This window comes from Parasediminibacterium sp. HNIBRBA5674, from assembly GCF_056745525.1.
Genome location: NZ_JBQWIE010000001.1, coordinates 311,307 through 337,046, shown reverse-complemented (window position 1 = coordinate 337,046; position 25,740 = coordinate 311,307). Strand labels below are relative to the sequence as shown.

The 25,740-nt window shown below is 36.3% G+C and carries 24 protein-coding genes; 8 read left to right on the top strand and 16 right to left on the bottom strand.

Going from position 1 to position 25,740, the window contains the following annotated elements; all coding sequences use genetic code 11:
• Positions 1–155 (bottom strand): transposase family protein (locus tag ACT9TX_RS01385; protein ID WP_481336347.1); only part of this gene is annotated, 155 nt, incomplete at its 3' end.
• A 41-nt stretch (positions 156–196) separates the two neighbouring features.
• Between ACT9TX_RS01385 and ACT9TX_RS01380 the strand changes: the two genes are divergently transcribed.
• Positions 197–841 (top strand): hypothetical protein, encoded by a 645-nt coding sequence (locus ACT9TX_RS01380; RefSeq protein ID WP_481336344.1) that lies wholly within the window; start codon positions 197–199, stop codon positions 839–841.
• A gap of 131 nt (positions 842–972) precedes the next feature.
• Here ACT9TX_RS01380 and ACT9TX_RS01375 read toward each other — a convergent pair whose 3' ends face one another.
• Positions 973–1,170: a PID-CTERM protein-sorting domain-containing protein gene (locus ACT9TX_RS01375; RefSeq protein ID WP_481336342.1), complete on the bottom strand. Its 198-nt coding sequence runs from the start codon at positions 1,168–1,170 to the stop codon at positions 973–975.
• A 20-nt stretch (positions 1,171–1,190) separates the two neighbouring features.
• A complete protein-coding gene (locus ACT9TX_RS01370) occupies positions 1,191–5,840 on the bottom strand; it encodes an Ig-like domain-containing protein (RefSeq protein ID WP_481336340.1) in 4,650 nt (1,549 codons plus the stop codon).
• 692 nt (positions 5,841–6,532) lie between these two features.
• Between ACT9TX_RS01370 and ACT9TX_RS01365 the strand changes: the two genes are divergently transcribed.
• The 3 genes from ACT9TX_RS01365 to ACT9TX_RS01355 all read left to right on the top strand — a co-directional run bounded on the left by ACT9TX_RS01365 (position 6,533) and on the right by ACT9TX_RS01355 (position 7,695).
• On the top strand, positions 6,533–6,811 hold the full coding sequence (locus ACT9TX_RS01365; protein WP_481336339.1) for a DDE-type integrase/transposase/recombinase: 279 nt from the start codon (positions 6,533–6,535) through the stop codon (positions 6,809–6,811).
• A gap of 54 nt (positions 6,812–6,865) precedes the next feature.
• Entirely contained in the window at positions 6,866–7,105 is a 240-nt protein-coding gene (locus ACT9TX_RS01360; RefSeq protein WP_481336337.1) for an integrase core domain-containing protein, read from the top strand.
• 146 nt (positions 7,106–7,251) lie between these two features.
• Positions 7,252–7,695: a hypothetical protein gene (locus tag ACT9TX_RS01355; protein WP_481336336.1), complete on the top strand. Its 444-nt coding sequence runs from the start codon at positions 7,252–7,254 to the stop codon at positions 7,693–7,695.
• Here the strand turns inward: ACT9TX_RS01355 and ACT9TX_RS01350 are convergent.
• The 9 genes from ACT9TX_RS01350 to ACT9TX_RS01310 form a co-directional block, all read right to left on the bottom strand.
• Positions 7,651–8,121 carry an Lrp/AsnC ligand binding domain-containing protein gene (locus ACT9TX_RS01350; RefSeq protein WP_481336335.1) on the bottom strand — a complete coding sequence of 157 codons (471 nt, stop codon included), beginning with the start codon at positions 8,119–8,121 and terminating at the stop codon, positions 7,651–7,653. The genes ACT9TX_RS01355 and ACT9TX_RS01350 overlap by 45 nt on opposite strands.
• A 569-nt stretch (positions 8,122–8,690) precedes the next feature.
• Positions 8,691–9,977, bottom strand: a complete 1,287-nt coding sequence (locus ACT9TX_RS01345; protein WP_481336333.1) for a hypothetical protein — start codon at positions 9,975–9,977, stop codon at positions 8,691–8,693.
• A complete protein-coding gene (locus ACT9TX_RS01340) occupies positions 9,974–10,423 on the bottom strand; it encodes a hypothetical protein (RefSeq protein WP_481336332.1) in 450 nt (149 codons plus the stop codon). The genes ACT9TX_RS01345 and ACT9TX_RS01340 overlap by 4 nt, the downstream gene beginning before the upstream one ends.
• The gene (locus ACT9TX_RS01335; RefSeq protein WP_481336331.1) at positions 10,416–10,682 is read right to left on the bottom strand and encodes a helix-turn-helix domain-containing protein; all 267 of its coding nucleotides are present in this window, start codon (positions 10,680–10,682) and stop codon (positions 10,416–10,418) included. The genes ACT9TX_RS01340 and ACT9TX_RS01335 overlap by 8 nt, the downstream gene beginning before the upstream one ends.
• Before the next feature lie 698 nt (positions 10,683–11,380).
• The gene (locus tag ACT9TX_RS01330) at positions 11,381–12,223 is read right to left on the bottom strand and encodes an energy transducer TonB (protein ID WP_481336330.1); all 843 of its coding nucleotides are present in this window, start codon (positions 12,221–12,223) and stop codon (positions 11,381–11,383) included.
• A gap of 183 nt (positions 12,224–12,406) precedes the next feature.
• Positions 12,407–13,237 (bottom strand): energy transducer TonB, encoded by an 831-nt coding sequence (locus ACT9TX_RS01325; RefSeq protein WP_481336329.1) that lies wholly within the window; start codon positions 13,235–13,237, stop codon positions 12,407–12,409.
• Positions 13,238–13,287: 50 nt separating this feature from the next.
• On the bottom strand, positions 13,288–13,836 hold the full coding sequence (locus ACT9TX_RS01320) for an ExbD/TolR family protein (RefSeq protein WP_481336327.1): 549 nt from the start codon (positions 13,834–13,836) through the stop codon (positions 13,288–13,290).
• A 46-nt stretch (positions 13,837–13,882) separates the two neighbouring features.
• Positions 13,883–14,542, bottom strand: a complete 660-nt coding sequence (locus ACT9TX_RS01315; RefSeq protein WP_481336325.1) for an ExbD/TolR family protein — start codon at positions 14,540–14,542, stop codon at positions 13,883–13,885.
• Positions 14,543–14,615: 73 nt separating this feature from the next.
• A complete protein-coding gene (locus ACT9TX_RS01310; RefSeq protein WP_481336324.1) occupies positions 14,616–15,485 on the bottom strand; it encodes a MotA/TolQ/ExbB proton channel family protein in 870 nt (289 codons plus the stop codon).
• A gap of 344 nt (positions 15,486–15,829) precedes the next feature.
• Between ACT9TX_RS01310 and ACT9TX_RS01305 the strand changes: the two genes are divergently transcribed.
• Complete coding sequence (locus tag ACT9TX_RS01305) at positions 15,830–18,385, top strand: zinc-dependent metalloprotease (protein ID WP_481336322.1); 2,556 nt, start codon at positions 15,830–15,832, stop codon at positions 18,383–18,385.
• 185 nt (positions 18,386–18,570) lie between these two features.
• Positions 18,571–19,296: a peptidase associated/transthyretin-like domain-containing protein gene (locus tag ACT9TX_RS01300; RefSeq protein ID WP_481336321.1), complete on the top strand. Its 726-nt coding sequence runs from the start codon at positions 18,571–18,573 to the stop codon at positions 19,294–19,296.
• 2 nt (positions 19,297–19,298) lie between these two features.
• Here ACT9TX_RS01300 and ACT9TX_RS01295 read toward each other — a convergent pair whose 3' ends face one another.
• From ACT9TX_RS01295 to ACT9TX_RS01280, 4 genes are all read right to left on the bottom strand, one after another.
• Complete coding sequence (locus tag ACT9TX_RS01295) at positions 19,299–19,691, bottom strand: hypothetical protein (protein WP_481336319.1); 393 nt, start codon at positions 19,689–19,691, stop codon at positions 19,299–19,301.
• Between the two features lie 68 nt (positions 19,692–19,759).
• Positions 19,760–20,494 (bottom strand): hypothetical protein, encoded by a 735-nt coding sequence (locus ACT9TX_RS01290; RefSeq protein WP_481336318.1) that lies wholly within the window; start codon positions 20,492–20,494, stop codon positions 19,760–19,762.
• 35 nt (positions 20,495–20,529) lie between these two features.
• Complete coding sequence (locus tag ACT9TX_RS01285) at positions 20,530–21,075, bottom strand: RNA polymerase sigma factor (RefSeq protein WP_481336317.1); 546 nt, start codon at positions 21,073–21,075, stop codon at positions 20,530–20,532.
• 96 nt (positions 21,076–21,171) lie between these two features.
• Positions 21,172–21,846 (bottom strand): hypothetical protein, encoded by a 675-nt coding sequence (locus ACT9TX_RS01280; protein WP_481336316.1) that lies wholly within the window; start codon positions 21,844–21,846, stop codon positions 21,172–21,174.
• A 145-nt stretch (positions 21,847–21,991) separates the two neighbouring features.
• Between ACT9TX_RS01280 and aspS the strand changes: the two genes are divergently transcribed.
• Complete coding sequence (gene aspS / locus ACT9TX_RS01275; RefSeq protein WP_481336315.1) at positions 21,992–23,854, top strand: aspartate--tRNA ligase; 1,863 nt, start codon at positions 21,992–21,994, stop codon at positions 23,852–23,854.
• 351 nt (positions 23,855–24,205) lie between these two features.
• On the top strand, positions 24,206–25,654 hold the full coding sequence (locus tag ACT9TX_RS01270) for a circularly permuted type 2 ATP-grasp protein (RefSeq protein ID WP_481336314.1): 1,449 nt from the start codon (positions 24,206–24,208) through the stop codon (positions 25,652–25,654).
• The last annotated feature ends 86 nt before the right edge of the window (positions 25,655–25,740 follow it).

The following is a 25,740-nucleotide window of genomic DNA, read 5'->3' as shown; positions in this document are numbered from 1 at the left end:
CATTGTTCTTTGTGTTTCCCATACAATTCAATCTCTGTCCATTCATTACAACCACCTAATACAGCACATATACTCAAGCCTATGATATCCGTTAAACTATGAAGTTTACTGCGCTCTATGCGTGGATCTGTCAAACCAGAAAAAAAAGATAGCATAAATGTTTTCTATCCAAAACGTTCGCCTTTACTTAATAAGTATGCAAAAAATAAATTTAGATGCGTTTGCCCTGGTGTGCAATAGCTTTACAAGTCAATATTCATCGTTAATTTGTACGCAGCAAATAGTATGTAATATGGAAGACAATCAACTCAATTTAGGCATAGGTACAAGGCTACAACATACACAACTTGGGCCAGGCGTTATTGTAGGTATTCGCTACGCTACCTACCTTATTTCGTTTATTTACCACGGTGTAAAAGAAATAGATAAAACCGATACCAATTTAGATGAGATTATTGCAGAAAATGTAACGGCAGAAGTTGAAACCGTATCGGCAGTAGAAACGTCTTTACTAAAAATATTACGCCAATGGAGCGATGTAACAGAACTAGTACCCCTTGGCGATAAATGGGTAGGTGGTACGATGTTGTTGCAAGCCGCTGATAAAAACTTAAAGCCAAAAGAAATACCTATTGAAGACTTCTTTCACAAAATAGTAATGCTGCGTGACCGCTTACGTGTACTAGAACAAAACATCAACAGCAACAAAAAACTTAGCGATGAAGAGAAGGTAAACATTCAGCAATACATTACTCGCTGCTATGGTAGCCTTACTACCTTTAATGTGCTTTTTAAAAATAAAGAACATTGGTTTGTAGGCGAAAAAAGTGGTGGTGAGTAAAAAATATTTAATTGAATAAATATTAGAGGCGATGTGAAAATCATTTGAAAATAAAAAAGGCAAGGTTTCACATAATAATCCCCTGTACATAACACATGTCAGGGGATTATTTTTTACAATTTCTGAGTGATTTATTTTATAGTATCATTTCTTTTGACTTTTAATTTTTTAGCCCCATAACCTACACCAGCTGCAATTAATAAGGACAGGCCACCATCTATAGGTGCACCGCCAGGTTCACCGTTACCTACTGGTTGTGCAAATATTGCAAAGGGTACAATCAGTAAGAGCATAACCAATAGCGACAAATATTTATTGTATTGTTTCATGTCTTTATGTAATTATCGGTTTAGTTTTTTATAAATTGTTGTTGTTGTTGTTGTTGTTTTCCATCATTAGTAATTACCACAAGCGTGTAAGACCCTGGCGCTAATTGAGAAGCTAGCAATGCAATAGTGGTACTTCCGGCATTAACATTTTCAACTTGCTGTAGTACTACTTTTCCATGTGCATCTGTAATAGATAGGGTAGCTTTACCTGCCACTGTTGAAATTACCTCTGCGTATAACGTGCTTTTTACAGGGTTTGGATAAATACTTAAACCACTTTTAATATTACTGCTTGGTGCTACAGTTACTGTTTTACTATAAGCTTTACTGCCATCTTTATCTACCATTTGTAAGCGATAATAAATGGTTTTAGGTATAGAAGAAAGTGTTGATAAATCATCGATGTATGTATAACTACCATTACCTGTTGCAGCTATTTTAGCAATATTATAGAAGCTACTACCATCGGCACTACGTTGTAATTGGTAGTAATCTGCATTTACTTCCGTTGCACTTTCCCAATTTACAGTTGCTTTATTATTGGTAATTAGCTTTGAAGTAAAGCTGCTAATGGTTGTTGGTAGTATACCCGTACCAAGTACACTTATCTCAAAGCGATTGTCACCTTTTGTAGCTGTATCGCTACTAATATTAAAGTTATAACCTTCTGCCCCTGCTACTAATAATGTTTCTTTATTTAGCAATTTATCACGTAAAACAAACTGTGTATTTGGTAAATCTGTGACAGCGGTTGCACTAATACTATATGTACCAGTTAGCAATGTTTTGATGCCTAATGGTATAATATTATCAGTCAGTTTATCACTTCTGTAATCTACTGCTAGTTGTTGATTATCGGCTGATAGACTATAAAAATCTAGTAAGCTATTGGCTTTTTTAGTAGCATCATAAGTATCGGTAGCCAATCCTGTAGAGGTAGCATTAAATCCTACTTTTACCTCATCAATTACCCCTCTATCATTTTTTATTACCAATTGCAAAAATGGATTTTTAGTTACCCCAAATGTGGCATAACTAGGTGTAAGTGCTGTTGTTTTATCGCTTTCCTTAAATACAAGACTCTGCCCAGTTGCCGTTGATTTTACATAAAACGCACCCATATTTGGTACTATTATATTGTTACTACCATTGTGGGTATAGGTATCAAAACCACCAGCAATGCTATAAGGGCTGCCAATAGCAATATTTTTTGTAGGATTGTATATGTACACTGTACCTAATGGTAAGCCCACTACATTTTTAAGATTAATAGGACAAGGATAAGGATTACCTATTAAGTTGTAGTTGTCGGTTGTGGCATCACCGTATAATAACGGTACTGTTACATCGCCTTGATTAATTATACCATTGGCTGCTGTTAACGTTACTGGTGAAATTACATTGCCAGTATAACTACCTATACCAGGACCACTTGCACCTTCATTACCATTGCCACGTACAAATAAAAATATAGCATTAGCAGGTTGCCATTTAGCGGTAGAAGTTGGGCTAGTAATAGGTTCTAATACACTAGCATCGCCTGAATGTTTTAATGGATTATAATAAAATGCCGATGGATTACCTCCTGCTAAATTAGTACCATACGTGCCATTGGCAGTATCTAAACCTGTAATACGAATGGTATTGGTTAGTAAGCTTAATGGCTGCCCTGTAGTGTAAGGATGAGCCAAAGTACGGTAGCCACGCTGTGCCTGGGTGTAACGCTGAACGTTTACAGTGCCAGAAATATAACCACCACTACTACTACCCTGCCCAATAGCGCCACCGCCATTTATATCTGTAGATACTAAGGTTAAATTACCGCCAGTAGTTAAAGTGCCAGATGCAGGAGTAAGCACGCCAGTTAGTTTCAATGCGCCACCTAGTGTTACACCTGCACTGTTATTAATGGTAAGGTTTTGTACCGTATTGCTACTAAACGTATTGGCAGGTAAAGTTTGCGCTGTGCTACCATTTAACTCCACTGTACCCGATGTGGCTGTTAATGTGCCATTATTGGTAATGCTACCTGCAATTTTTATAATACCAGTTACCGTGAGGCTTGCGCCTGTATTAATAGTAAAATTATTTACGGTGTGCGTACCTGTAATAATTGGGTTATTAGCACTACTTGCTACCACAAAGTCATTAACTACAGTAGGCACAGCACCGCCGCTCCAGTTGGCTGGGTTACTAAAGTCTGTACTCGTGCCACCTATCCAAGTAATATTGCAATTATTTACGGTTGCAGTTAAAGACGTTCTAGTAGCTGAAATACAGCCTGTTGTAGTATTTCTTGCTTCTGCATAATAAATTGTGGTTGTAGAGATAGTAGGTGTTATAAAACTATTAGAACCAGTTTGTAAGGCTGTACCGCCAGTTGCAGCAGTATACCAGTCTATAGTTTCACCAGTTTTAGGCGACGCTATTAACGTAACTGTACCTGGATTACAAACAGAAGATACATAATCGGCTGGTGGAGCAATTTTAAGAATTAATCTATTTTGATTAGTGGTATAAAAATTTTTATTTGCGTCTAGTAAAAGCCCCATTGGGTTACTTAATCCAGAACTGAGAAACGTACTTATAACTCCATTAGATGTTATTTTATTGATGGATCCACCATTCTGATTAACTACAAATAAATTGCCTGCTGTATCAATGGCAAGCCCTGTTGGATTATTTAGCCCTGAATTTATAAACGTACTAACCGTTCCATTAGTAGCTACTTTACTAATTTTATTATCCCATTGTTCTACTACATATAATATCCCAGAATAAAAAGCTAAAGCATTTGGACTATTAAAAGTATAACTATCTACAAAAGATGTAATAGTGCCATCTGAAGTGATTTTATTAATTGATCCATCGTCATTGCTAACAAATAAGTTTCCTAACGAATCTCTAGCAATCGCTAAGGGATAGTTTAATCCAGAACTAACAAAACTCGTAACCGATCCATCAGATGCTACTTTACTAATTTTATTATCCCATTGCTCTACTACATACAAGGTTCCTGAATAAAATGCCAAAGCATTGGGTTGATTAAATAGCCCACTACTTACTAGAGTAGTAACAGTGCCATTACTAGCAATTTTACTGATAGATCCATCCCATTGATTGGCCGAATAGATATTGCCTAATGCATCGGATGTTAAAGCAAATGGCCCATTTAAATCACTAGCAAATGTAGATATGGTTGCTACAGGCCCATTAATAGGCGCACTAGGTAATGGATTTACAGTTACAGATTGGCTTGCTGTTGCTGTGCAACCAATGGCGTCAGTAACTGTAACGGTATAAGTATTAGACGAACTAAAAGTATTGGTGGCAGTAGTGGTAGAATTACCACCGTTCCAAGAATAACTAGTACCACCAGTTGCCGTTAAACTAACGGTATTACAAGCTGTTGCTGTACCACTAATACTAGCCGTAGGCGACAGATTAACAGAAATGGCGCTTGTAGTACTAGAAACACATCCAGTAGTTATATCTGTTACTGCTAGAGAAATATTTTTTGTTCCAGAAGATGTATAAGTATAGGCATCACTACCTAAAGTAGAAGTAACGCCACCACCAAAATTCCAAGCATAAGTGGCACCAGTAGGCGAACCTGCTGCTAACCAACTAGTACTAGTTAAGTTTAAACTATAAGCATTGCCACTACCATCATTTGCTGTAGTGCCAGTACCCTCATTAAAGTTCCAATATGCCAATAAACCACTTTGGGGGCTTACACTACAGGCTGTCATATCAGACTGAATATTAGCCGTACTTCTCGCAATTGTCCAATATTTCACTTCATCTATTGACCCATAAAATAAATGACCAGTACCGCTTTGGTCTGCACCAACTACTGTTTTATTGCCCCCAGCAACTGTAGGTGACCTTGGTGTGGTTGTATTAGGTGACACTGTATTTTGTACGCCATTAACATATAATGACCAAGTACCTGAATTTCTTACAATACCAATATGCGACCATACACCAGGGGTAAGATTTTGCGATGACCCTAAATAAGCTAAGCCGCCAATTAATATTTTTAAATTACCATTTGCAGTCATTAAAATACCATAACCACCATTACCAGTATGCCCATTGTAAAATATTATTTGGTCATCTCTTTGGCTGTTAATACCACCAGACCATTTTGCCCAAACCTCCATGGTAATATTATCAACTTGTGTAGTTATTGTAGATCGTAGTGCCGAAGAAGATAAACCTGAAAAATTAAGCGCACCATTTGAACCACAAGCAGAAAGCCCACTAAACTCTACTGGAAATCCTGAACACACAACCGATGGTGTAGTTGTAAATGTAGAAGAAGGCAACGCATTAACAGTAATAGCACCAGATATATTACTAGTAGCAGATGAACCATTTGAACTTGATACAACAACATAATAATACTTTGTGCCAGAAGCTACAGTGGTAGGTGTGTAAGTACTACTTGTAGCTAGATTAATAATGCTACCACCGGTATTACTATTGGTTGTATTACTATACCATTGATATGATAATCCAACACCTGAGGCTACAACGCTTAATGTGGTTACAGAACTACCTACACACAGTGTTTGTGTTGCTGTGGCTGGTTGTGTTGTAATTGTAACTAGTGGTACGGTATTAAACGAAAAAAGAAATACAAAAAAACTTAAAACTGAATGCATACTTAAAAATTAGGTATTAGGTAAGTGTTAGTGATGTACTGAAAGTGGTACTAGCTACATCTTGTAGCAGCACGTAATTACTGAATAAAAAAGTAACTTTTTAAATGTAAGGCCCTTTAATAATTGTATTGATGCATATAAATGGGAGGTGTTTTACTGCAATGCAGTAACAAAGCGGGGCATTTTTCATAGTATTACGTATTTTTTATTAGGATGTATCGTAGTGCTTTTGGTAAAGCAGTAATTAGATGTAGTAACGAAGTTATTTTGATATTTACAAATAGCCATAACACTACTTATAACAAATAACTAAGCATATTACTACACCTTGTAGTGCAATAATTTGAAAAGCAATTCTTTTTACATTAATAAATCAAAAGGGCGAACCTAACATAATCAACCAATAAATAGGCAAGAAGAAAGCGTAATGGTTAATAGGCATTAGTAGTGGTAGTAATACAACATTGCACCCAAGCAAGGTGCTGCTTGTAACAGCAGCTATTAAATAAGTTTGTACATCTGCTATACACATTACACTTAGTTTATTTACATTAAAGTAATGCGTTGTTAATAAATATTATAAACCAACATGTAATTTTTTAAATACTATTTTCGAAATTGCTTTAAATGAAATTTAAACAATTGTTGAAGCGTCAAACACACCAACAACAATACCTACACAACAAACCACCATGAGTAAACATTGGCTGAGAAAATATCCCAACCTGGTAAAAGATAAGTTGATTACAGCACCAGAGCAGGTGTGGGTGAGCGACATCACGTACATAAAAACAGATGAAGGTAACTGCTATTTAAATATGCTTACGGATGCATATAGCCGTAAAATAATAGGGTATGCCATTAGCGACAACATGCACACAGAAGCCATGTTGCCAGCCTATCAAATGGCTTTAAAGAATAGAAGCTATCCTTTAGAAACATTAATACATCATACCACCAGAGGCTTGTAATATTGTAGTAAAGACTATACAGAACTCTCTAACAAATGTAGCGTAACCATCAGCATGACAGAAAATGTAGATCCGTATGAAAATGCTTTAGCCGAAAGAATGAACAGAACGTTGAAAGATGAATTTGGGTTAGGTAGGCAGTTAATTGCCCTCAAGGTAAAAGCATACCGGTTGGTAGAAGAAGCAATAGACATCTATAACAATTATAGACCACATTGGGCATTAAAACTTAATTGCCCAAATCAAGTACATTTACAAAAAATCCCAGTTACAGTAGCAACTGGGATATCTTAAAATCTGTCAACCTATTCTGGGACAATAAACAAACCTATTTATTTGCAAATCTAAAACTGCCCGTCCAAGTATTACTAGGTTTTGATAAAGAAGTAACCGCTATAGTACATAGGCAAGCCTGTCCACCTGTGGGAATACTTGTTATCGTGAAACTATTTGAAACAGTAGTTGACTTTGGTGTACCCCCCGTAAAAAAGGTGGTTGTTGATGTTTCTAATTTTGCAGTTACATCTATTTTAACACCCGCAGTGGGCAAGGTAGAAGAACTAATAGACACAGTAACTGGCAAACCACTACCTAGCGCAGCTGGTGTCAAAACTGCATCTACTACGGGCGTAGTTGTTACGACCAATGCAGGTTCAGTTGGTGTAGGCGGTGTGGGTGTATCTCCACCCCCTTTACTACAACTGCTTGAACTAGCAGCTAATATTATAAAGGTACATATTGGCATTAACCACTTAGAAAATGACAGACACATAAAGATAATTTTGTTAAAAATAATAGTTTTACGAATACCCACACATAAACTTATCAGCTTGTTTAACCTAATCGGTAGCAATAATAACATTTCTACTAAAACTTTCTTCTAGCGATATAATAGTTTCTGTTCTATCGATGCCTTTAATTTTTTGCAATTCATCGTGCAGTACAAAGCGCAACTGCTGAATATCTTTACATACTATTTCTATAAACATGCCATAATTGCCAGTGGTATAGTTTACTCGTACTACTTGTGGAATTTTTTTAAGCTCTTTAGCAACAGCATCATACATAGAACTTTTTTCTAGATAAATGCCTATAAATGCTACCACATCATAACCTAGCGCTTTTAAATCTACCGCCAGCCTTCTGCCCTGTACAATGCCAGAATCTTCAAGTTTTTTTATTCTTACATGTATTGTTCCACCCGAAACAAAAAGCTTCTTTCCAAGGTCAGCATAAGAGACTTCTGCATTAACCATCATTTCTTGAATTATCTGATAATCTAGTTTATCGAGATGTAATTTATTTTGCATTACGTGTTATTTTTGAATATTTTTCAACGAAAATTGATTTTTATTAAACGAAATCTAAATTTTTAAAATTAAGTTTGAAATATTTGTAAGATTATGGCTGTTACTTTAATATTGCACTATCAAAGCTCTTTAAGCGTTTAAAATAATTTAACAAAATAGGTACTTTTTTGAAAATAAAGTACATTAAACATTTTAAACGGCATATTTTTTATTGTGGGGTGATGAAATTTTTGGCAGACATGCCCTCTTGTCTCGGGGGTGAGGATAACAGAATAAACTTAGCATAGAGCCGAACAGATAGTAATACTTGTTCGACCAGGGTAGACCACTCAACTTTGTGCTATGGCTAACTGCCTCGTGGAGGTTCGATCCCTTCCCCTACAGCTACCATTGATAATGGGTAAACCATTGTAACGCCTACGACCACAGCATTGTAGGCATTTTTATTTTTTCTATTTTTTATTTAGGTGTCCTCGTTGGGTGTCTTTTTTCTAAAAAATGGCTATTTGAACCACAAAAAAACACCTTTAAAAAAGGTGCATTTCTTTATACAAACGGCTTGCTAGGTTTTATACCATTCGCTTACTTTCTTTTACAAAAAATGGCATTATGTCAAATAACAATCCCTTTGTTTCTGGTTTTACTACGTTGTCCTTAAAATCATTTTTCGGGTTGCTCTTATCATTTCGGCATTTGTGGGCGGCTCTTTCGCCTACATATTTGGCAGTACAAAAATGGCTGTTATTTTTTTGGTGGCTAATATCCTTACCACAAGTAACACAAAAACGGGCTGCCACGTTTTCACCGTTTACCGTATTGGTGAAAACGTGGCAATCGTTGTTTTTCGTTCCTCTTTTTTGAGGTACTGGTAATTCTTGGACACTCGGTGAAAACGTGGCACTTTTTACAACCTTCAATTTTTGGACACTTGGTGAAAACGTGGCATTGTTTAAAAGTTGCTGCCATTCACTTACAATCAACGCCCTAATAATTTCGTGTTTGTAACCGCCTTGCATTTTTAAAAACTGTTTACAATCCCTCTTTTCACGTTTTCTTTTATCCCTGTTAATTACTTTCCAGTATGTCGGGTTTATCCAGTTACTTATTCGGTGGTTGCTGAAATCCTTTTTAATGTCAAATACCAGCACTTTATCCCACATCGTTAGTATTTCTTTAACCAGCTTTTCAACCTTGTTAAAGTCCTGTAAATCTGCCAATTTAACCACCTTGTAAACTTTCTTCAAACTATCCATTTTATTAAACCGCTTCTCTATTCGTAGCAGTTGGTAGGATAGATTATTTTGCCGCCCTTTGTCATAAATCTTTACAGAATAATTTGTACATTTTAACTCTATCCCTAATTCAATGCCTTGCCTGTCTTTATCGTACGGTTTAAAATTCTTACCCATGTAATGGATAATATCTTTAAAAACAAAGGTGTTTACATCGAAATCTAAAGGCACATTTACACCTACCTCAATATTTGAGATTTTAACTTTAGAGGGGTTTAATTGAAATCTGTTGCAAACGTTGTTTATTTCTTGCTGTAAACAGTTCCATGTAAAAGGCTGGTAATTGTAGCCATCAAAATAACTCTTGTGCAAACTACCTTGTATTTGCAAGTATTGCCGCTTATTGGTGGCGTTCCCTTCTATCTCTTCAACTTCATTGTAGGTTAGTGTATAGCTTCGCCATGTGGCTGTGTAGGTGGTTGTTTTCTCTTTACCTCTAGTCTTATGTTTCACACTGCCATCTTTAATATTAACACCTATTTCAAACGTGTCAATCCCTACTTTTTGCAGCCACAAATGAAATGGTAGATCTATTACAATATCCAGCTTTACACCGCAAATCATACACTACCATATTTTTCGAGGCAATGCAAATAGGCGCTAGCTAGCTTCATTCTATACATGGCGCTATCAAAGTCACCGCCAAAAGTGTAAACATACATTTGTTGTTTGTCGGTGGTAGGTACTACCATTAGTGCCTCGGTTACCTTTTGCCCGTTTTCATCATAATGCAAAACCCTGTTACCAACCTTTGCTGGTCCATTATCAACCTTTAATAATCCAGTAAACAAATCCCATTTGCCTAATGAATACCTTTCTAAAACAACATCACATTTGAGTGTATCGCTTCGCTTCTTGGTAATTCTTAAAGTTTGTGGTAATCCTACACCTGTGTCAGCCAATAGTTTGTAAATGTTGTTTGCTGCATCTAATTTGTAAATGGTTTCAATGGGTGTTATTGTTATCTTCGCTTCGCTAAATTGAAATGAGGGCGGTATGTGGTTATTCATAGCTGTAACCCCCCTTTATTTTCATTAAACAGCTATCTATTTCGCTATGCTTATATAGCACCCTTGCACCTACTCGGTAGCCTGTTACAATCCCCTTTTTAATATACTTGTTTAAAGTGGGTAACGTAATCCCTAACCTTTCGGCGGTATTTTTTCGGGTTAAATACTTTTCTAGTGCAGAATCTGGAGTAGTTGGTTCACTTGTTGCTGTTGGTAATGATTGCGGCTTTTCGGCCACGCTGTTGCTAATGGCTGCCACTAGTTCATCAAATGGCAGTGAAAAAAAACAAAGTTGTCTGTTTTCGTACTCATAAAATTGTAATTATTTAACGCAAACAGTTTCAATTTTACTGATATTACTCTTGTCTCACACGCAGAACACTCGGCTTTCTATTTTATATTATTATATGCTGCTAACGATGGAATTTTAAATTGAAATTCGTGTTTTTCAAGACTTTTAAAAACTACGAACATCATTAGCGAAACACTTACCTAAACTTTCTTTTGCAGGCTGTTATATGCAAAATAAAATACCTATAATAACAAAATAGACGTTGTTTCACCGTTCGGCGGTAATTCAATCCATCCCTTTGCTTTAGCATTTTGATTAGGGCTGTAAATTCTGCCGAACCACATTTTATAGTAATTTTTTAGGCTGTTTTGTTGGTTTATCCGCTTGTTTTTCTATCTCAAAAATTTGATGTGTAGAGTTTTCTAGTTCTTCCATTTTTTTTTAATCAAAAATATAATGGGCTGTAAATGCAGCACTAGCAAGGTTTTTAATGTATTTTATAAAGAAAGGTTCGCTTTTTCCCTCAAGAAATAGGAAATTTAATTTTACTCTAGTTGAATTCCTGTGTTCATAGTCAAATCTTTGCTATCCTTCGCTATTAGTTTGTTTATTATCTATTTTTTCACAGGCTACAATTACTTCAAAACTTTAATCATTCAAAGACTCTAACTATTATCATCTACTAAAAAAGTTACTTGTTGTCTTGCACGGTAGGCGACTTTTCTTCCGTTCTGTGAAGCGGGTTGCCATTTAGGTCCTTTCTTAATAATTTTTATAGCTTCTGCTTCTGTACCAAAGCCTGGAGCATTTTCCGCTTTTACATCGCTAATATTTCCTTCTTTATCCACTACAAAAGATACCAAAACGGTATATTTACCAGCTTGTGCACCATTTTCAGCGGGCAAACCAGCATTTAAGTTTCTTTCTAAATATTTTTTCCAAGCTTCAAAACCACCAGGAAATTGAGCTGGAATTTCAACATGTACAAAAATGCTTTCTTCGATGTTTTCTGGAGTTACTTTTCCATTTCCTGAACCATTTACAGAGTTCTCAATCGGTGCGCTGACGATGTTATCACTACCTTTTTCGCCATCAAAATTAGAAGCTCCAATTTTTACATCTTCTGTTGCTTCAACTGGTTTAATCTCATTATTATCATCAACTTGGTCATCAGGTGCTATTACAGGAATATTTACTGCAACTTGCTCAAACTGCTTTTGCGGCTGAGCTTTTGGCTGTTCTTTAGGAATTTCAGGTTCGTCTTTCTTCTTGTCTTTATACTCATCTAAATTAACCTCAATGGTATTCATTGGCTTAGTATCACCTTTTTTGCCATTGGCAAATATTGACCCCATGGTGAATAACAAGCAAATACCCAATGTACCCGCTAAAGCTTTTACCAAGCGTTTGTTATAATTCTTTCTTAGGTCATAAGCGCCATAAGCTTTGTTTCTGCCGTCAAATAAAATGTCTAAAATGTTTGCGCTCATAATGTTTTGTGTGTTCATAATTGTAAGTTTTTAAATGAGACACACAGCACAAATTCTTCCATAAAATTTGTGAAAATATTTTTTAAACTTCGCTATAACCCAATGATAGCAAAGGTTTTAAAGAAATAGACAGAGTCGAAAAACAAAAATGCCTCCCAAAAATTGAGAGGCATTATTATGATTTATAAAAGCCAAAACTAATTATTCTTCACTTACTTGGAAGGTAATAGCTTGTCTTTTACGGCTAGTTACTTTACGGCCATTTTGTATGGCAGCCGTCCATTTGGGTCCTTTTTTAATAACCTTAATGGCTTCGTCTTTTGTACCATAACCAGGGTCAGTATCAGCAGAAACTTCGCTAATATTTCCTTCTTTATCTACAATAAAACTAACCATAACAGTGTACTTACCTGGAGGTGCACCATTTGAACTAGGTACATCTGCGTTTAAGTTTCTGTTTAAGTATTTGGCCCAAGCAGCAGCGCCACCAGGAAATTCAGATTCGATTTGTACGGTAGTAAATACCCTATCATAATCTTCCTCTACCTTAGGCGCTTCTACAACACCCGTACCAGTACTTGCCACAGGTGGCGCAACAATACCTTCATCTTTTGTACCTTCTTGATTAATTGTACCAATTTTGGTTTCGGCCAATTTTTCTTGTTCTGGAGGTGGTTCTTTTACTTCCTCATCCTTTACAATTTTAGGAGGTGTAAACCTTGTGATTTCCACTTTTGGTGGATCTTGTTTTGGTGGTGGAGGCGGTGGAGGGATGTCGGGCTTTTTCTCCTCCTTTTTTACGTCCTCCAATGATACGTCCTGCACAACTATCTGATTCTTGCTTTCTTTCTTAAAAGAGTTAGCGAGAATAGAACCAATAAACAACAGTAAGCATAAAGCAACTGTGCCCAATAATGCGTAAGTGATACGCTTATTGTAGGTTTTGCGAAGATCGTAAGCACCATATTCCTTATGTCTACCATCAAAGATGATATCAAGGACATCTGCCGACATAATTTTGTTTATATCCATCTTGGTGTCTTTTATAAATAAGATTCAATTAGTGGAAAATTCCACAAACTTTATTTTCCTGGCTGAGCAGCACTAGCTTCTGTTACTTTAATCAGTTGGTTTTCACCTTCTGAAATGTCTACTAGCGCATATCTTTTTACCACGTTAATTGACATCTCGTCTAAAATATCGATAACGTTTCTATAGTTACTTTCTTCGTTCGGCTTAAGGATTACAACAAAATCTTTTTCGCTTGTACGTCTTTTTTTATCTATAATAACATTACGAATCTCTTTAAAACTAGATGACTTGAAGTTAGCACCAGCAGGATCTAATTGACCTTCATAATAAAAAACGTTATTGTCTTTACCCAACATTACCGTAAGCACTGCTGATTCTTTTGCCTTAGTTTGATCTTCTGGCTTATCAGCATCTTTTGGTAAGTTTAACTTCATGGCTGTTGGATGGCTCATGGTAGTTGTAAAGATGAAAAACGTAATTAATAGAAAACCTAGATCTACCATTGGTGTTAAATCAACTCTCGTTGATAACTTTTTACCTTTTTTGACCCCTGGGCCTTTTTTATGGCCACCGCCACCCGAGGTATCCATTTCTGCCATGGTAGTAAATTTTAATTTTTACGCAATATTGTTTACTTAGTTACCCTTATTCAGGTTTGTTTTCAGCTCCACCTTTCTTTTGGTTGTCAATCCATAAATCGCTGCCTTCTGGTGCGCTTTCAGGATTCGTTACCATTTGAAACTTCAAGAAATCGTTTTTCTTAAAAGCATCAAGTACATTTTTGAAAGCTGGGTACTTAGCATCGTTATCACCTTTTAATAGAAGCGCTTTCATTTGAGAGCCTTGGTAAGCGTTAAAAATTAAACGCATCCATTCAATCATCTCATTATTAGTACTGTCTTTGCAAGGAATACCCGGTAAAAGGTTGCCTTTTCGCTGTTCTTTAGGCAATGCCAAAAATTGTGGCAATTGGCTAAAAGAAGTACCAAAAAATTCAGCTTCTTTAAAGGCTTTAACGTCGATACCAAGATTTCTAGAGCTATTCAATGCAGTTGCAATAGCTTCTTTTTTACTTGCATCGTCCATTGAAAGAAATACTTTTCCGTCTTTGTCGATTGTAACCATGACAAAATCCTTCTCTGGTGCCATTTTGGTTGAAACAGAGCTAGGCGTGGTCACAGTTACAGCTTCGTTTGGTTTGAATTTAGTTGTCAAAATAAAGAAGCTCAACAGCAGGAAGGCAACATCACACATCGCTGTCATGTCAATCGAAGTACTCTTTCGTGGAAGTTTGGGCCTTGACATTTTTATAGTATTTTAATGGTTTCGCAAATAGAGATTCAAAACTTTGATTTTTCCATACAAATAATCGGAGGGATTATTTATAGTTAGCAGCAAAGCTTTGTGTAAGTGTGAAACCAGACTCATCAATACCATAAGTAATAGCATCAATACGAGTAGTAAATACGTTGTACATAATGATAGAGATAGCAGAAGTACCGATACCTAACGCAGTATTATACAAGGCCTCAGAAATACCTTGAGATAATTTCGCAGCAGCATCGCCACCGCCTTCGTTACCTAATGCAGAGAAAGATTTGATCATACCTAATACGGTACCTAACAAACCTAATAAGGTAGCAACAGAAGCGATTGTAGATAAGAATACCAAGTTTTTCTCTAACATAGGTAATTCTAATGCTGTAGCTTCTTCTACTTCTTTTTGAATATTTAATACTTTTTGTTCAGTAGTTAATTCTGTGTTGGTGATCATTTCTTTGTATTTACGTAAACCACCTTTCATTACGTTACCTACAGAACCTTTTTGTTTGTCGCACTCAGCAATTGCTTTATCAACTTCTTTGTTAGCTAAATGAAACTGTACTTTGCGGATAAACTCAGCATTGTTACCAGTACCAGCAGCTTTAATTACAGTTAATAATCTTTCAATTACAAATGTTAATACAGTAAGGAAGCAACCGATAAGGATGGGTACGATAATACCACCTAAATACATACGAGGCAAACCACCTTTAGGACCATCATGATCAGGCCAAAACCAATGGCTAGCATCTGGATCTGGTTTTGTGAAATTACTTGAACTACCAATTAGGAAACGCCAAATGATGTAACCTGCAAGGATACAAAACAGGGGAGCAAATGTTGCAATAGAGTTACCGCCTTTTTTAGGTTGTACAGAGGTTGCACTTTTTACGGCAGCTGTTGCAGCTGGTTTAATGTCAGCCATGATTCAATTGATTTTTGGTTAAAAAAATTACAGTTGTTAAAAATTTTAATTCCGCAATGCTACTAAAAAAACTTTTGAAAAAACAAAACATTTATTTAGTTGAATTTTAGAAAGGGCATAGCAAATTAGGTATTTTATTCAATGCACCAAATTAGTTTTACAAATCTTAATGAAAAAAATATACGCAAAGGTTTGCAATTCATTTTTAGTACCAATAAAAGCAATGTTAAACAGAAATTGATGGAAGTATTTTACCATTCATAATAATCCACTCAACAAAAAGTATCTCATATAAAGCTCACTCTTACCTTTAAATTTCACTTTTATAAAACTTTACTACACTTATGAAAAGAATTTTTGTAGCGACTGCCTTGTTAGCAAGCGTTTCAGCTTTTGCTCAGCAGAAAGACAGTGTGCCTTCAAGACCAAGTACTGGTATGCCTAATATTGCAGGGCTTGCTGGTTTTGGTGCAAGAGGTGGCGCTTCTTCTGCCCCTAAACCTTTTAAAGAGGTAATTACCGAAAAAGCTATTAGCAAAAAGGGCTTATTTACCGTACACAAAGTAGAAGACAAATACTACTTTGAAATTAAAGATTCGTTACTTGGTAGAGAAATTTTAGCCGTAACACGTTTTGTTAAAGTGCCTAGTGGTGCTGGTTACGGTGGCGAAATTGCTAATCAACAAACCTTAACTTTCGAAAAAGGTCCTAGTAACACTATTTTTTTAAGAGTGGTTACTTTGGTAAGTACTGCTGATTCTACCAATGACATTTACAAAGCAGTAACAAATTCTAACGTTAACAGTATTGCACAATCTTTTCCAATTGCAGCTTTTAGCAAAGACAGTACTGGTAGCGTGATTGACGTAACTGACTTTTTTAAAGGCGATAACTTACCTGTAAGTATTAATGCCAACGTAAAAAGAAGATATAGTTTATCAATGCTTGCAAGTGATAGGTCGTTTATCCAGAAAATAAATACCTATCCTATTAATACAGAAATTAAAACTGTAAAAACATTCTCAGCACAAGCTGGTGGCGGTTTTGCAGCAGCACCATCACCTTTTCCTAGTGCATCTTTACCAGCGGCCTCTCAATCTGGTGCAGTAACTATTGAACTGAATACTTCATTATTGTTATTACCTAAAACACCTATGAAATATAGAGTTGCTGATAAACGTGTAGGTTATTTTACTGATGATTATGTAAAATATGGTGATGACCAACAACAAGTAGAAAATAAAGAATTTGCTGTACGTTGGCGACTTGAACCAAAAGATGGTGAATATGACAAATGGCTAAAAGGCGAATTGGTTGAACCTAAAAAGCCAATTATATACTACATAGATCCTGCAACTCCAAAACAATGGCGTAAGCATTTGATTTTAGGTATTAACGACTGGCAGAAAGCTTTTGAAAAAGCTGGTTTTAAAAATGCCATAATGGGTAAAGAATGGCCTGAAAACGATACTACTATGAGCATGGAAGACGCTCGTTTCTCAGTAGTACGTTATTTCGCATCAGATATTGAAAACGCATATGGCCCTAATGTTCACGACCCTCGCAGTGGTGAAATTTTAGAAAGCCACATTGGCTGGTATCACAACGTAATGAAGCTTGTACACGACTGGTATATGATTCAAACAGCAGCGGTAGATCCACGTGCTAGAAGCATGAAATTTAGCGATGATTTAATGGGCGATTTAATTCGCTTTGTATCATCTCATGAAGTTGGTCACACACTTGGTTTGCGCCACAACATGGGTAGCAGTAGCAAAACACCAGTAGAAAAATTGCGTGACAAAGCTTGGGTAGAAGCAAATGGTCACACAGCTTCTATTATGGATTATGCTCGCTTTAACTACGTGGCTCAACCAGAAGATAATATTGCTAAAGAAGGTTTATATCCTCGCATTGGTGATTACGATTTATGGGCTATTAAATGGGGCTACGGTTTTATACCTGGTGCTACAGATGAAGACCAAAAGAAAGCTAGCAGCAAGATGATTATTGATGCTTATAAAGCTAACCCACGAACATGGTTTGGTACTTATGAAAGCGGTAACCCTGCTGACCCTAGAGCACAAAGCGAAGACTTAAGTGACAATGCTGTAAAAGCAAGCGAATATGGTATTAAAAACTTACAACGCATTTTGCCTAAACTACCAGAATGGACTTACGAAGAAGCTGATTTGCAAGAAAATATCGCTGAAATCTACACTCAATTACTTGGTCAATTTAGAAGATACATGGGCCACGTAACTAAAAATGTAGGTGGCATTACAGAAACCTTTAAAAGTGTAGACGAAAAAGGTGATGTGTATGAAGTAGTACCAAAAGCTTATCAAAAAGAAGCTGTTAGTTTCTTAAACAAACAATTATTCCAAACACCAAAATGGTTAATTGCTAAAGACATTTGGAACAAATTCAACAACCCAGTTTCTTTAGATCCTGTTGCAAATGCACAAGAAAGTACCCTGTCTAGCTTAATCAGTTCTGACAGAATGAATCGTATGCAAATTTGCTTAGAGCGCTTTGGTGCTGATAAAGCTTACAATGCAATGGAACTATTGAACGATGTTCAATCTGATTTATTCAGTGAATTAACTAGCAAAAAGCCAATTGACGAATACCGTAGATTGTTGCAAAAAAGCTATGTAGCTAAATTGTCAGCTATTATTGCACCAAGTGCAGGACCTTCTACTATCTCAATTCAAGGTTTAACACTAACCGTAGGAACAGATTTAAAACGTAGCGATGTACCAGCAATTGCAAGAGCACAATTAGTAAGCTTACGTAGTAAAGTAGCAGCTGCTGCACCTACCACTACCGACACAATGAGTAAAATACATTTATTGGACTTAGAACAAGCCATTAAAAATGCTTTAGATCCAAAATAAAAACGCTGATTTAATGATTGTAATGATTACCATGATTTAAATGCATATGGTTATCAACAAAAGTGCCCAATGCCTTAAAACGCATTGGGCACTTTTATTTGTACAAGTAAGATATTTTAAGAGATAATTACTAAATATACCCAGCAGATTGTTGTTACTTCACAGCGCATTTGTAACATTTTATTATGAAGAAAAGCCTGTATTCTCTTTTACTTATTTGCGCAGCTACCACAAGCAAGGCACAACAAAAAACAGTTATTGTAGGTATTGTAAAAGATAGTACAACTAGCGCTATTATTGAGTTTGCAAGTATCAGCAACATCAACAAGAAAAATACGATTGTAAGTAATACAAAAGGTATTTTTAAGATAGACATTGCTTTAAACCATTTACTATCGGTAGCTGCGGTTGGTTATAATTTCGATACCATTCGTGTTACAGAAGAGCTGCTAAAAAATGACACACTGTATATTTTAATGCATCCATTATCAAAAAGATTAGCAGATGTAACGGTTATTAGCACTACTAAATATAACCAATATCAACTAGACAGTATAGAACGTAGAAGAGACTTTTTTATCAATAGAAGCGATGTAAAAATTCCAGTAGTTTCCATTGCAAATTCTGGTGTAGGATTAGGTATTAATCTTGATCATTTTTACAACCGTGAAAAGCGTAAACGCAGTGCTTTAGATTTATTTAACGATATGGAAAATGAATCGTACACCAATTACCGTTTTACGCCTGCTTTAGTAAATAAATACACGCAGCTTGAGGGCGAAAAGCTTGTAGAATTCATGCAAAAATATAGACCTAGCTACGCATGGTTACGTAGCCATACAACTGAGGAAGATGTTTTGTATTTCATTAACGACAAACTAGCTAACTACAACAAAAAGCAGAAGAAATAGACTTATCTGCGATTGTTACGCATTTTTTGTCTATTCTGTATTTCTTTTTTAATAATAGACCCAAAATTTCTATCTACTAAAAAAACTTTATTTGCACGCTCGTCTGTGCCAAGCGTTTTTTTAAAGTCAGCGAAATAGCGCTTCTTAATGACTATAGCCTTCTCATCAAAAGCAATTACATCATCTCTACTTTCATTTCTTGCTTTTTTCAAATCATCAAAATAACCGAAATATAAAGGCCAAAACTTCTGAGCCTCATCAGTTGTAAGGTTTAGTTCACGAGTGATGTAGGCAATTTTTAAACCTTGAACATTAACGCCAGGTTTGGGTGGTTCTTGCGCAATACTTGTAAACGTTGTAAACAAGAAGAGAAAGATACTAAATAATATTTTCATGTGTTTTGTTTTTTGACTCAGTATCAATGCACTGTATATTTGCAACTTCATTCGCCATAAAATGCACATTAAATACCAATCTGGTATTCATCACTCGATGCAGTTACATCCACTTCTTTTAAATATTGTTTCAACTCTTCATCAGATACCGTTTGAATATGCTCTTGAATATCTGGCAATTTCACATCAATAGTAGTTACAGCATTAGAATTAGTAATTGAGTTGACATTTTCTAAATAATTCACCAATTCTTCGTTACTTATTTTATTTATAGTACTGTTCACATCTATTTGCTTGTAAGCAGCATAATCTATTTTCTCGCTGTTTTTGGTAAATATGAAAGCACCTATAGCCATTAAACCTATTACACAAGCGGCTGCCACATATAGTATTTTGCGTTTAAATGATGACATAGACACCACTTTAGCGGTTGATGATGCATCGTATATGTTGACTTCAAATTTGGCAAAATAAACTTTAGGAAGTGTGTAAATATTTGTTTTGTCAATGGTATTAAGTATCGGTGCAATAGCTTCAAGCTCTTCAATTACTTCGTTTTTACTAGTTGCTTCTTTAGCTATTGCTGCTAAAATATTGCTACTTAAGTTGGTAAAATAATCTTGCGGTACGGTAAATGGCGCTGCTGTTTTTGGTAAATTATCAACTGAAATTTCTGCCATTACTGCCTCGCTCAGACTATCAAAATAGCCGGTAGGCAAGGCATAAGGCATCCTGTTATTAATAGTAGTTAATACTGGGGCTACTGTTTCTAACTCTGCCAATATGTTGGTATCTTGTTTCATGTGTTATATTTAAGACGCGCAATAAACTGCTACGTTTAACCTGCTACTATAAAGGCCTCAATTTTTTTTGCTGCGTGATGGTAGCTTGCTTTTAAAGCACCTTCACTTGTTTCTAAAATTCGGCTCATTTCTTCATAAGGCATTTCGTCGTAATAGCGCAGATTAAATACAAGTCGCTGCCGTTCGGGCAATTGTTGAATGGCCAATTGTAATTTCCATTCTAGTTTATTAGCGTCAAAATTACTATCTGCTTTTATTGTATTACTCAAGCTGCTTTCTACATCGTCAAATCTTTCTGCACCTTTTCGCTTTTTTTGGTCTAAAAAACTCAAGCACTCGTTGGTAGCAATTCTATATAACCATGTATACAGCTGACTATCTTCTCTAAAATTGGCCAAGCCTTTCCACACTTTTACAAACATATTTTGCAATACGTCATTGGTATCGTCGTGGTCTATTACCATTCGTCTAATGTGCCAGTACAACTTTTCCTGATACTTTTTTACAATAGCAGTAAAAGCCACTTCTTTATTCGCACTGTTCTTGAATTGGTAAAGCAATTCATTATCTTCAGCGAGCATGCAGGGAAATTTTCTTGTACAACAGTCTTATTGACTGCCTAAACATACCAAAAGTTTAAACGACTTTTATTTTCGTTGCGTAACAATGTGCCAATCCTACATCTTACTCAACACATAATACCTTGTAAGTTCTGTATGAATAACAGGAAAGTTAAAACGAACCAACTTTTCTGCGCCAGCTTTTTCTTTTATTTCAGTTTGCGCAATAGTCATTTTTTTTCCTTCTTGGTCATACATCGTCAACTTTAATGTGCCTTTAAAGTTTTTGGTAAATGTGATAAAAATGCTCATAAATACATCCTCAGTTTTTCGTTCGTATAACTCTTCTGCCCTACCAAGCTCTAAATCTGCATTGGCAAGCGATGCATCTATAAAAATACTTGGTCTAAATGTAGAATCCCAGCCAGACGAAGTGGCTTTAATGGCTTTACCAATTATCGTTCCTGATTTGCCTGCAAGCGCAGCAATAGCATTATCATCTAAAGTTTGGTTCATGCCTTTTGCACCGCCAGAAATAACGCTACCAGCAGTTTTACCAGCCACTTCAACGGCTTTACTCACAACTGTTTGTACATCTTGTTTAGCCACATAATCAACTGTTTTTATGGCAAATTGGAAAATCATAAACGCACCAATAATACAAGTAATTACAAATACTATTACAGAGCCAGTAAACAGCCCCATTTTCTTTCTGATAATACTTATAATAGCCATTACCACACAAGCAATAGCGATAATACCGCAAATAATGATTGCAAGAAGATAGTACATAACAATAGATATTAGATAAGCAATATAAAGAAGAAAACGAAAACAAGTAAATTATTTAATACAAAGGCTCATTCATCCATCATAAATCACGCATCTCACAACTACCCATTAACCCATTATATTTGCGACTCTAAATTTTGAGATAATGTATAGAACGCATACTTGTGGCGAATTGAGAATAGCACATGCTAGCCAAACTGTAACCCTTGCAGGTTGGGTGCAAACTGTGAGAAAATTTGGTAGTATTACTTTTGTAGACTTACGTGACCGTTATGGCATTACGCAATTATTATTTAACGAAGCCCTAAATGCACAGCTTGATACTAACCCGTTGGGCAGAGAATTTGTATTACAAGCCGCAGGTACTGTAAACGAACGCAGTAATAAAAACGCTAACATACCTACTGGTGATGTTGAAATTGCCGTTACAAGCTTTAAGATATTGAACAAGAGCGAAGTGCCACCATTTACCATTCAAGATGATACTGATGGTGGTGATGAACTACGTATGAAATACCGTTACTTAGACTTACGTAGAAATGCGGTAAAAAAGAACTTAGAATTACGCTATGCCGTAGGTAGAAGTACCAGAAATTATTTACACGAAAATAATTTCATGGATATTGAAACCCCATTTTTAATTAAATCTACACCAGAAGGTGCAAGAGATTTTGTGGTGCCAAGCCGTATGAATGGTGGTCAATTTTATGCCTTACCACAAAGCCCACAAACCTTTAAGCAACTATTAATGGTAAGTGGTTACGACCGTTACTACCAAATAGTAAAATGCTTTAGAGACGAAGATTTGCGTGCAGATCGTCAGCCAGAATTTACGCAGATAGACTGTGAAATGTGTTTCGTAGAGCAAGAAGACATTTTAAACATGTTTGAAGGTTTAATTAAACGCATTTTTAAAGATGTTAAAGGCATTGACTACACCGATGCTGTAGAACGCATGAGCTGGGAAGAAGCCATGTGGCAGTTTGGTAACGATAAGCCTGATATTCGTTTTGGCATGCAATTATGCAATTTAAAGTTTCCATTGCATACCTTTCCTACAAAGGTTAGTGCTTTAGAAAGCACCCCTTTAGGGGCGGGGGGGCTTTTGGGCTTTCCTGTGTTCGACGATGCTGAAACCGTAATTGCCATTGCAGTGCCAGGCTGTAGCGAATACACTAGAAAACAAACCGATGAACTAACTGAGTGGGTAAAGCGTCCACAAATAGGCATGAAAGGCTTGGTATTTATTAAGTGTAATGCTGATGGCACTTACAAAAGCAGTGTAGATAAATTTTACAGTGAAGACAAGCTAAAAGCCATTGCAGATGCTGCTGGCGCTAAAGCCGGTGATTTAGTATTGATACTAGCTGGTGCAGAAGAACGTACACGTAAAGCTACGTCTGAACTACGTTTAGAAATGGGCAAACGCCTTGGCTTGCGTAAAGAAAATGAATTCAAATTATTGTGGGTGTTAGATTTCCCATTGTTTGAATTTGCATTAGAAGACCAAGATGGTGGCGGTGCTGGCCGTTGGGTAGCAAGGCACCATCCATTTACAAGTCCTAAACCTAGTGATGTTAATATCATGATTAACAATAGCCCTAAGGTGGAAGATTTGGACAAATATCTTGAGCATCCTTATGCTAATATTAAGGCCAATGCTTACGATATGGTATTGAATGGTAATGAAATTGGTGGTGGTTCTATTCGTATTTACCAAAAAGAATTGCAACAAAAAATGTTTGCAGCCCTTGGTATGACAGAAGAAGAAGCGAATCATAAATTTGGCTTTTTATTAGGTGCGTTTGAATATGGTGCACCACCACATGGCGGTTTAGCATTTGGTTTTGATAGATTGTGTGCTATTTTAGGCGGTAGCGAAAGCATTAGAGACTTTATTGCGTTTCCTAAAAACAATAGTGGTAGAGATGTAATGCTAGATGCACCAAGCTGTATAGATGATAAACAATTGGTAGAATTGCAGATAAAGTTGGATGTGAAAGCGTAATGCATGAACTCTATATAGATTTTGAATCCTGCTAGCACTTCCTAGCAGGATTTTTTATGCCATAATTTGCCACTCTCGTTGAAATGCAATTTAATCAAACTATTTACAATCAACCATCATTCATTAGTAATTATTCAACAAAAAGACCGAAATAGTAAATATTATGCACCATATAGGGAATATTTTTACCTAAAATGTATAAAGCAACTCGAATTTTAAAAAAAATAATGAAAAATAGTAGCAAGAAAGTTTTGCTAATTAAATTTATCCCTATCTTACAAGCACTAAGTTGTACAAACTAGTAAGCATTTGTTTAAACCCCATTTACTGTACTAAAATTTTTGCTGATTTATGACGAATAGTGCTGACTTATGGCAACAATACACCACCCAACCGGGCATTTGGGACGAAATGAATACGGGTTCATCTATACGTGAACAATATCAAAAAGTATTTGAAGTATTAAAGGGATTGCCAGTAGATGCGTTGCACCAAAAAGATAAATTGGCTAGCGACCTGTTTATGAATCAGGGTATCACTTTTACTGTGTATAGCGACAATGCAGGTATTGAGCGTATTTTTCCATTTGACATTATACCACGTATTATTACCTCGGCAGAATGGAGCCACGTAGAAAAAGGTATTAAACAAAGGTTAAAAGCCTTGAACATGTTTTTAAAAGACGTGTACAACGAGCAAAACATATTGAATGATGGTATAGTACCTAGAGAACTAATAGAAAGCTGCCCACATTTTACCCGTGAAGTATTGGGCATAAAAGTGCCACACGATATTTATGTACACATTAGCGGTATCGATTTAATTAGAGGTGAAGACGGCACTTTTTACATTTTAGAAGACAACCTACGTACACCAAGCGGTGTAAGCTATATGCTTGAAAATCGTGAAGTTACCAAGCGCTTATTTCCTAATTTATTATACCAAAGCAAGGCCAAAATGGTAAGCAGCTATCCATTAATGCTGCACCAAATATTGCTACAACTAGCTCCTAGCCAATTGAGCAATCCTAATGTGGTATTGCTTACACCGGGTGTTTACAATTCTGCTTATTACGAACATACTTTCTTAGCTAGAAGCATGGGTATAGAACTAGTAGAAGGTAGAGACCTAATAGTAGACAACTATAAAGTGTACACCAAAACTACCAATGGCTTAAAACAAGTGCATGTTATTTACCGCAGGGTTGATGATGAATTTTTAGACCCAATGGTGTTTAGAAAAGATAGTTTGCTAGGTGTGCCAGGTTTAATAAGTGCCTATGCAAAAGGCAATGTAGCCATTGTAAATGCACTTGGTAATGGCGTGGCCGATGACAAAGCGGTGTACTGCTATGTACCTGCCATGATTAAATATTACCTAAACGAAGAACCTATTTTACCAAACGTACCTACTTATCAGTTGGGTGATGATGAGCAACGCAAGCATGTGTTTGAGAATATTACCAACATGGTTGTTAAGCGTACCAATCAATCTGGTGGTTATGGTATGCTGATGGGTAACAGTGCTTCAGAAAAAGAAATTGTTGACTTTATAAAAGCGATAGAAGAAGACCCACGAGGTTTTATTGCGCAGCCAATTATTAAACTATCTACCGTGCCATGCTTTATTGACGGCAAGTTTGTACCACGCCATGTAGACTTACGCCCTTATGCTTTATGTGGCCCAGAAGGTGTACACATTGTACCGGGCGGCCTTACACGTGTAGCACTGCGTGAAGGTAGCTTGGTAGTAAACTCATCGCAAGGTGGTGGTAGTAAAGATACTTGGGTAGTAGAGTGATGATAGGAACACTGATGACACTGATTGAACTGATTTACGCAGATACTTGAATCAATACAACACTTCAAAATCCGTTTATATCATTT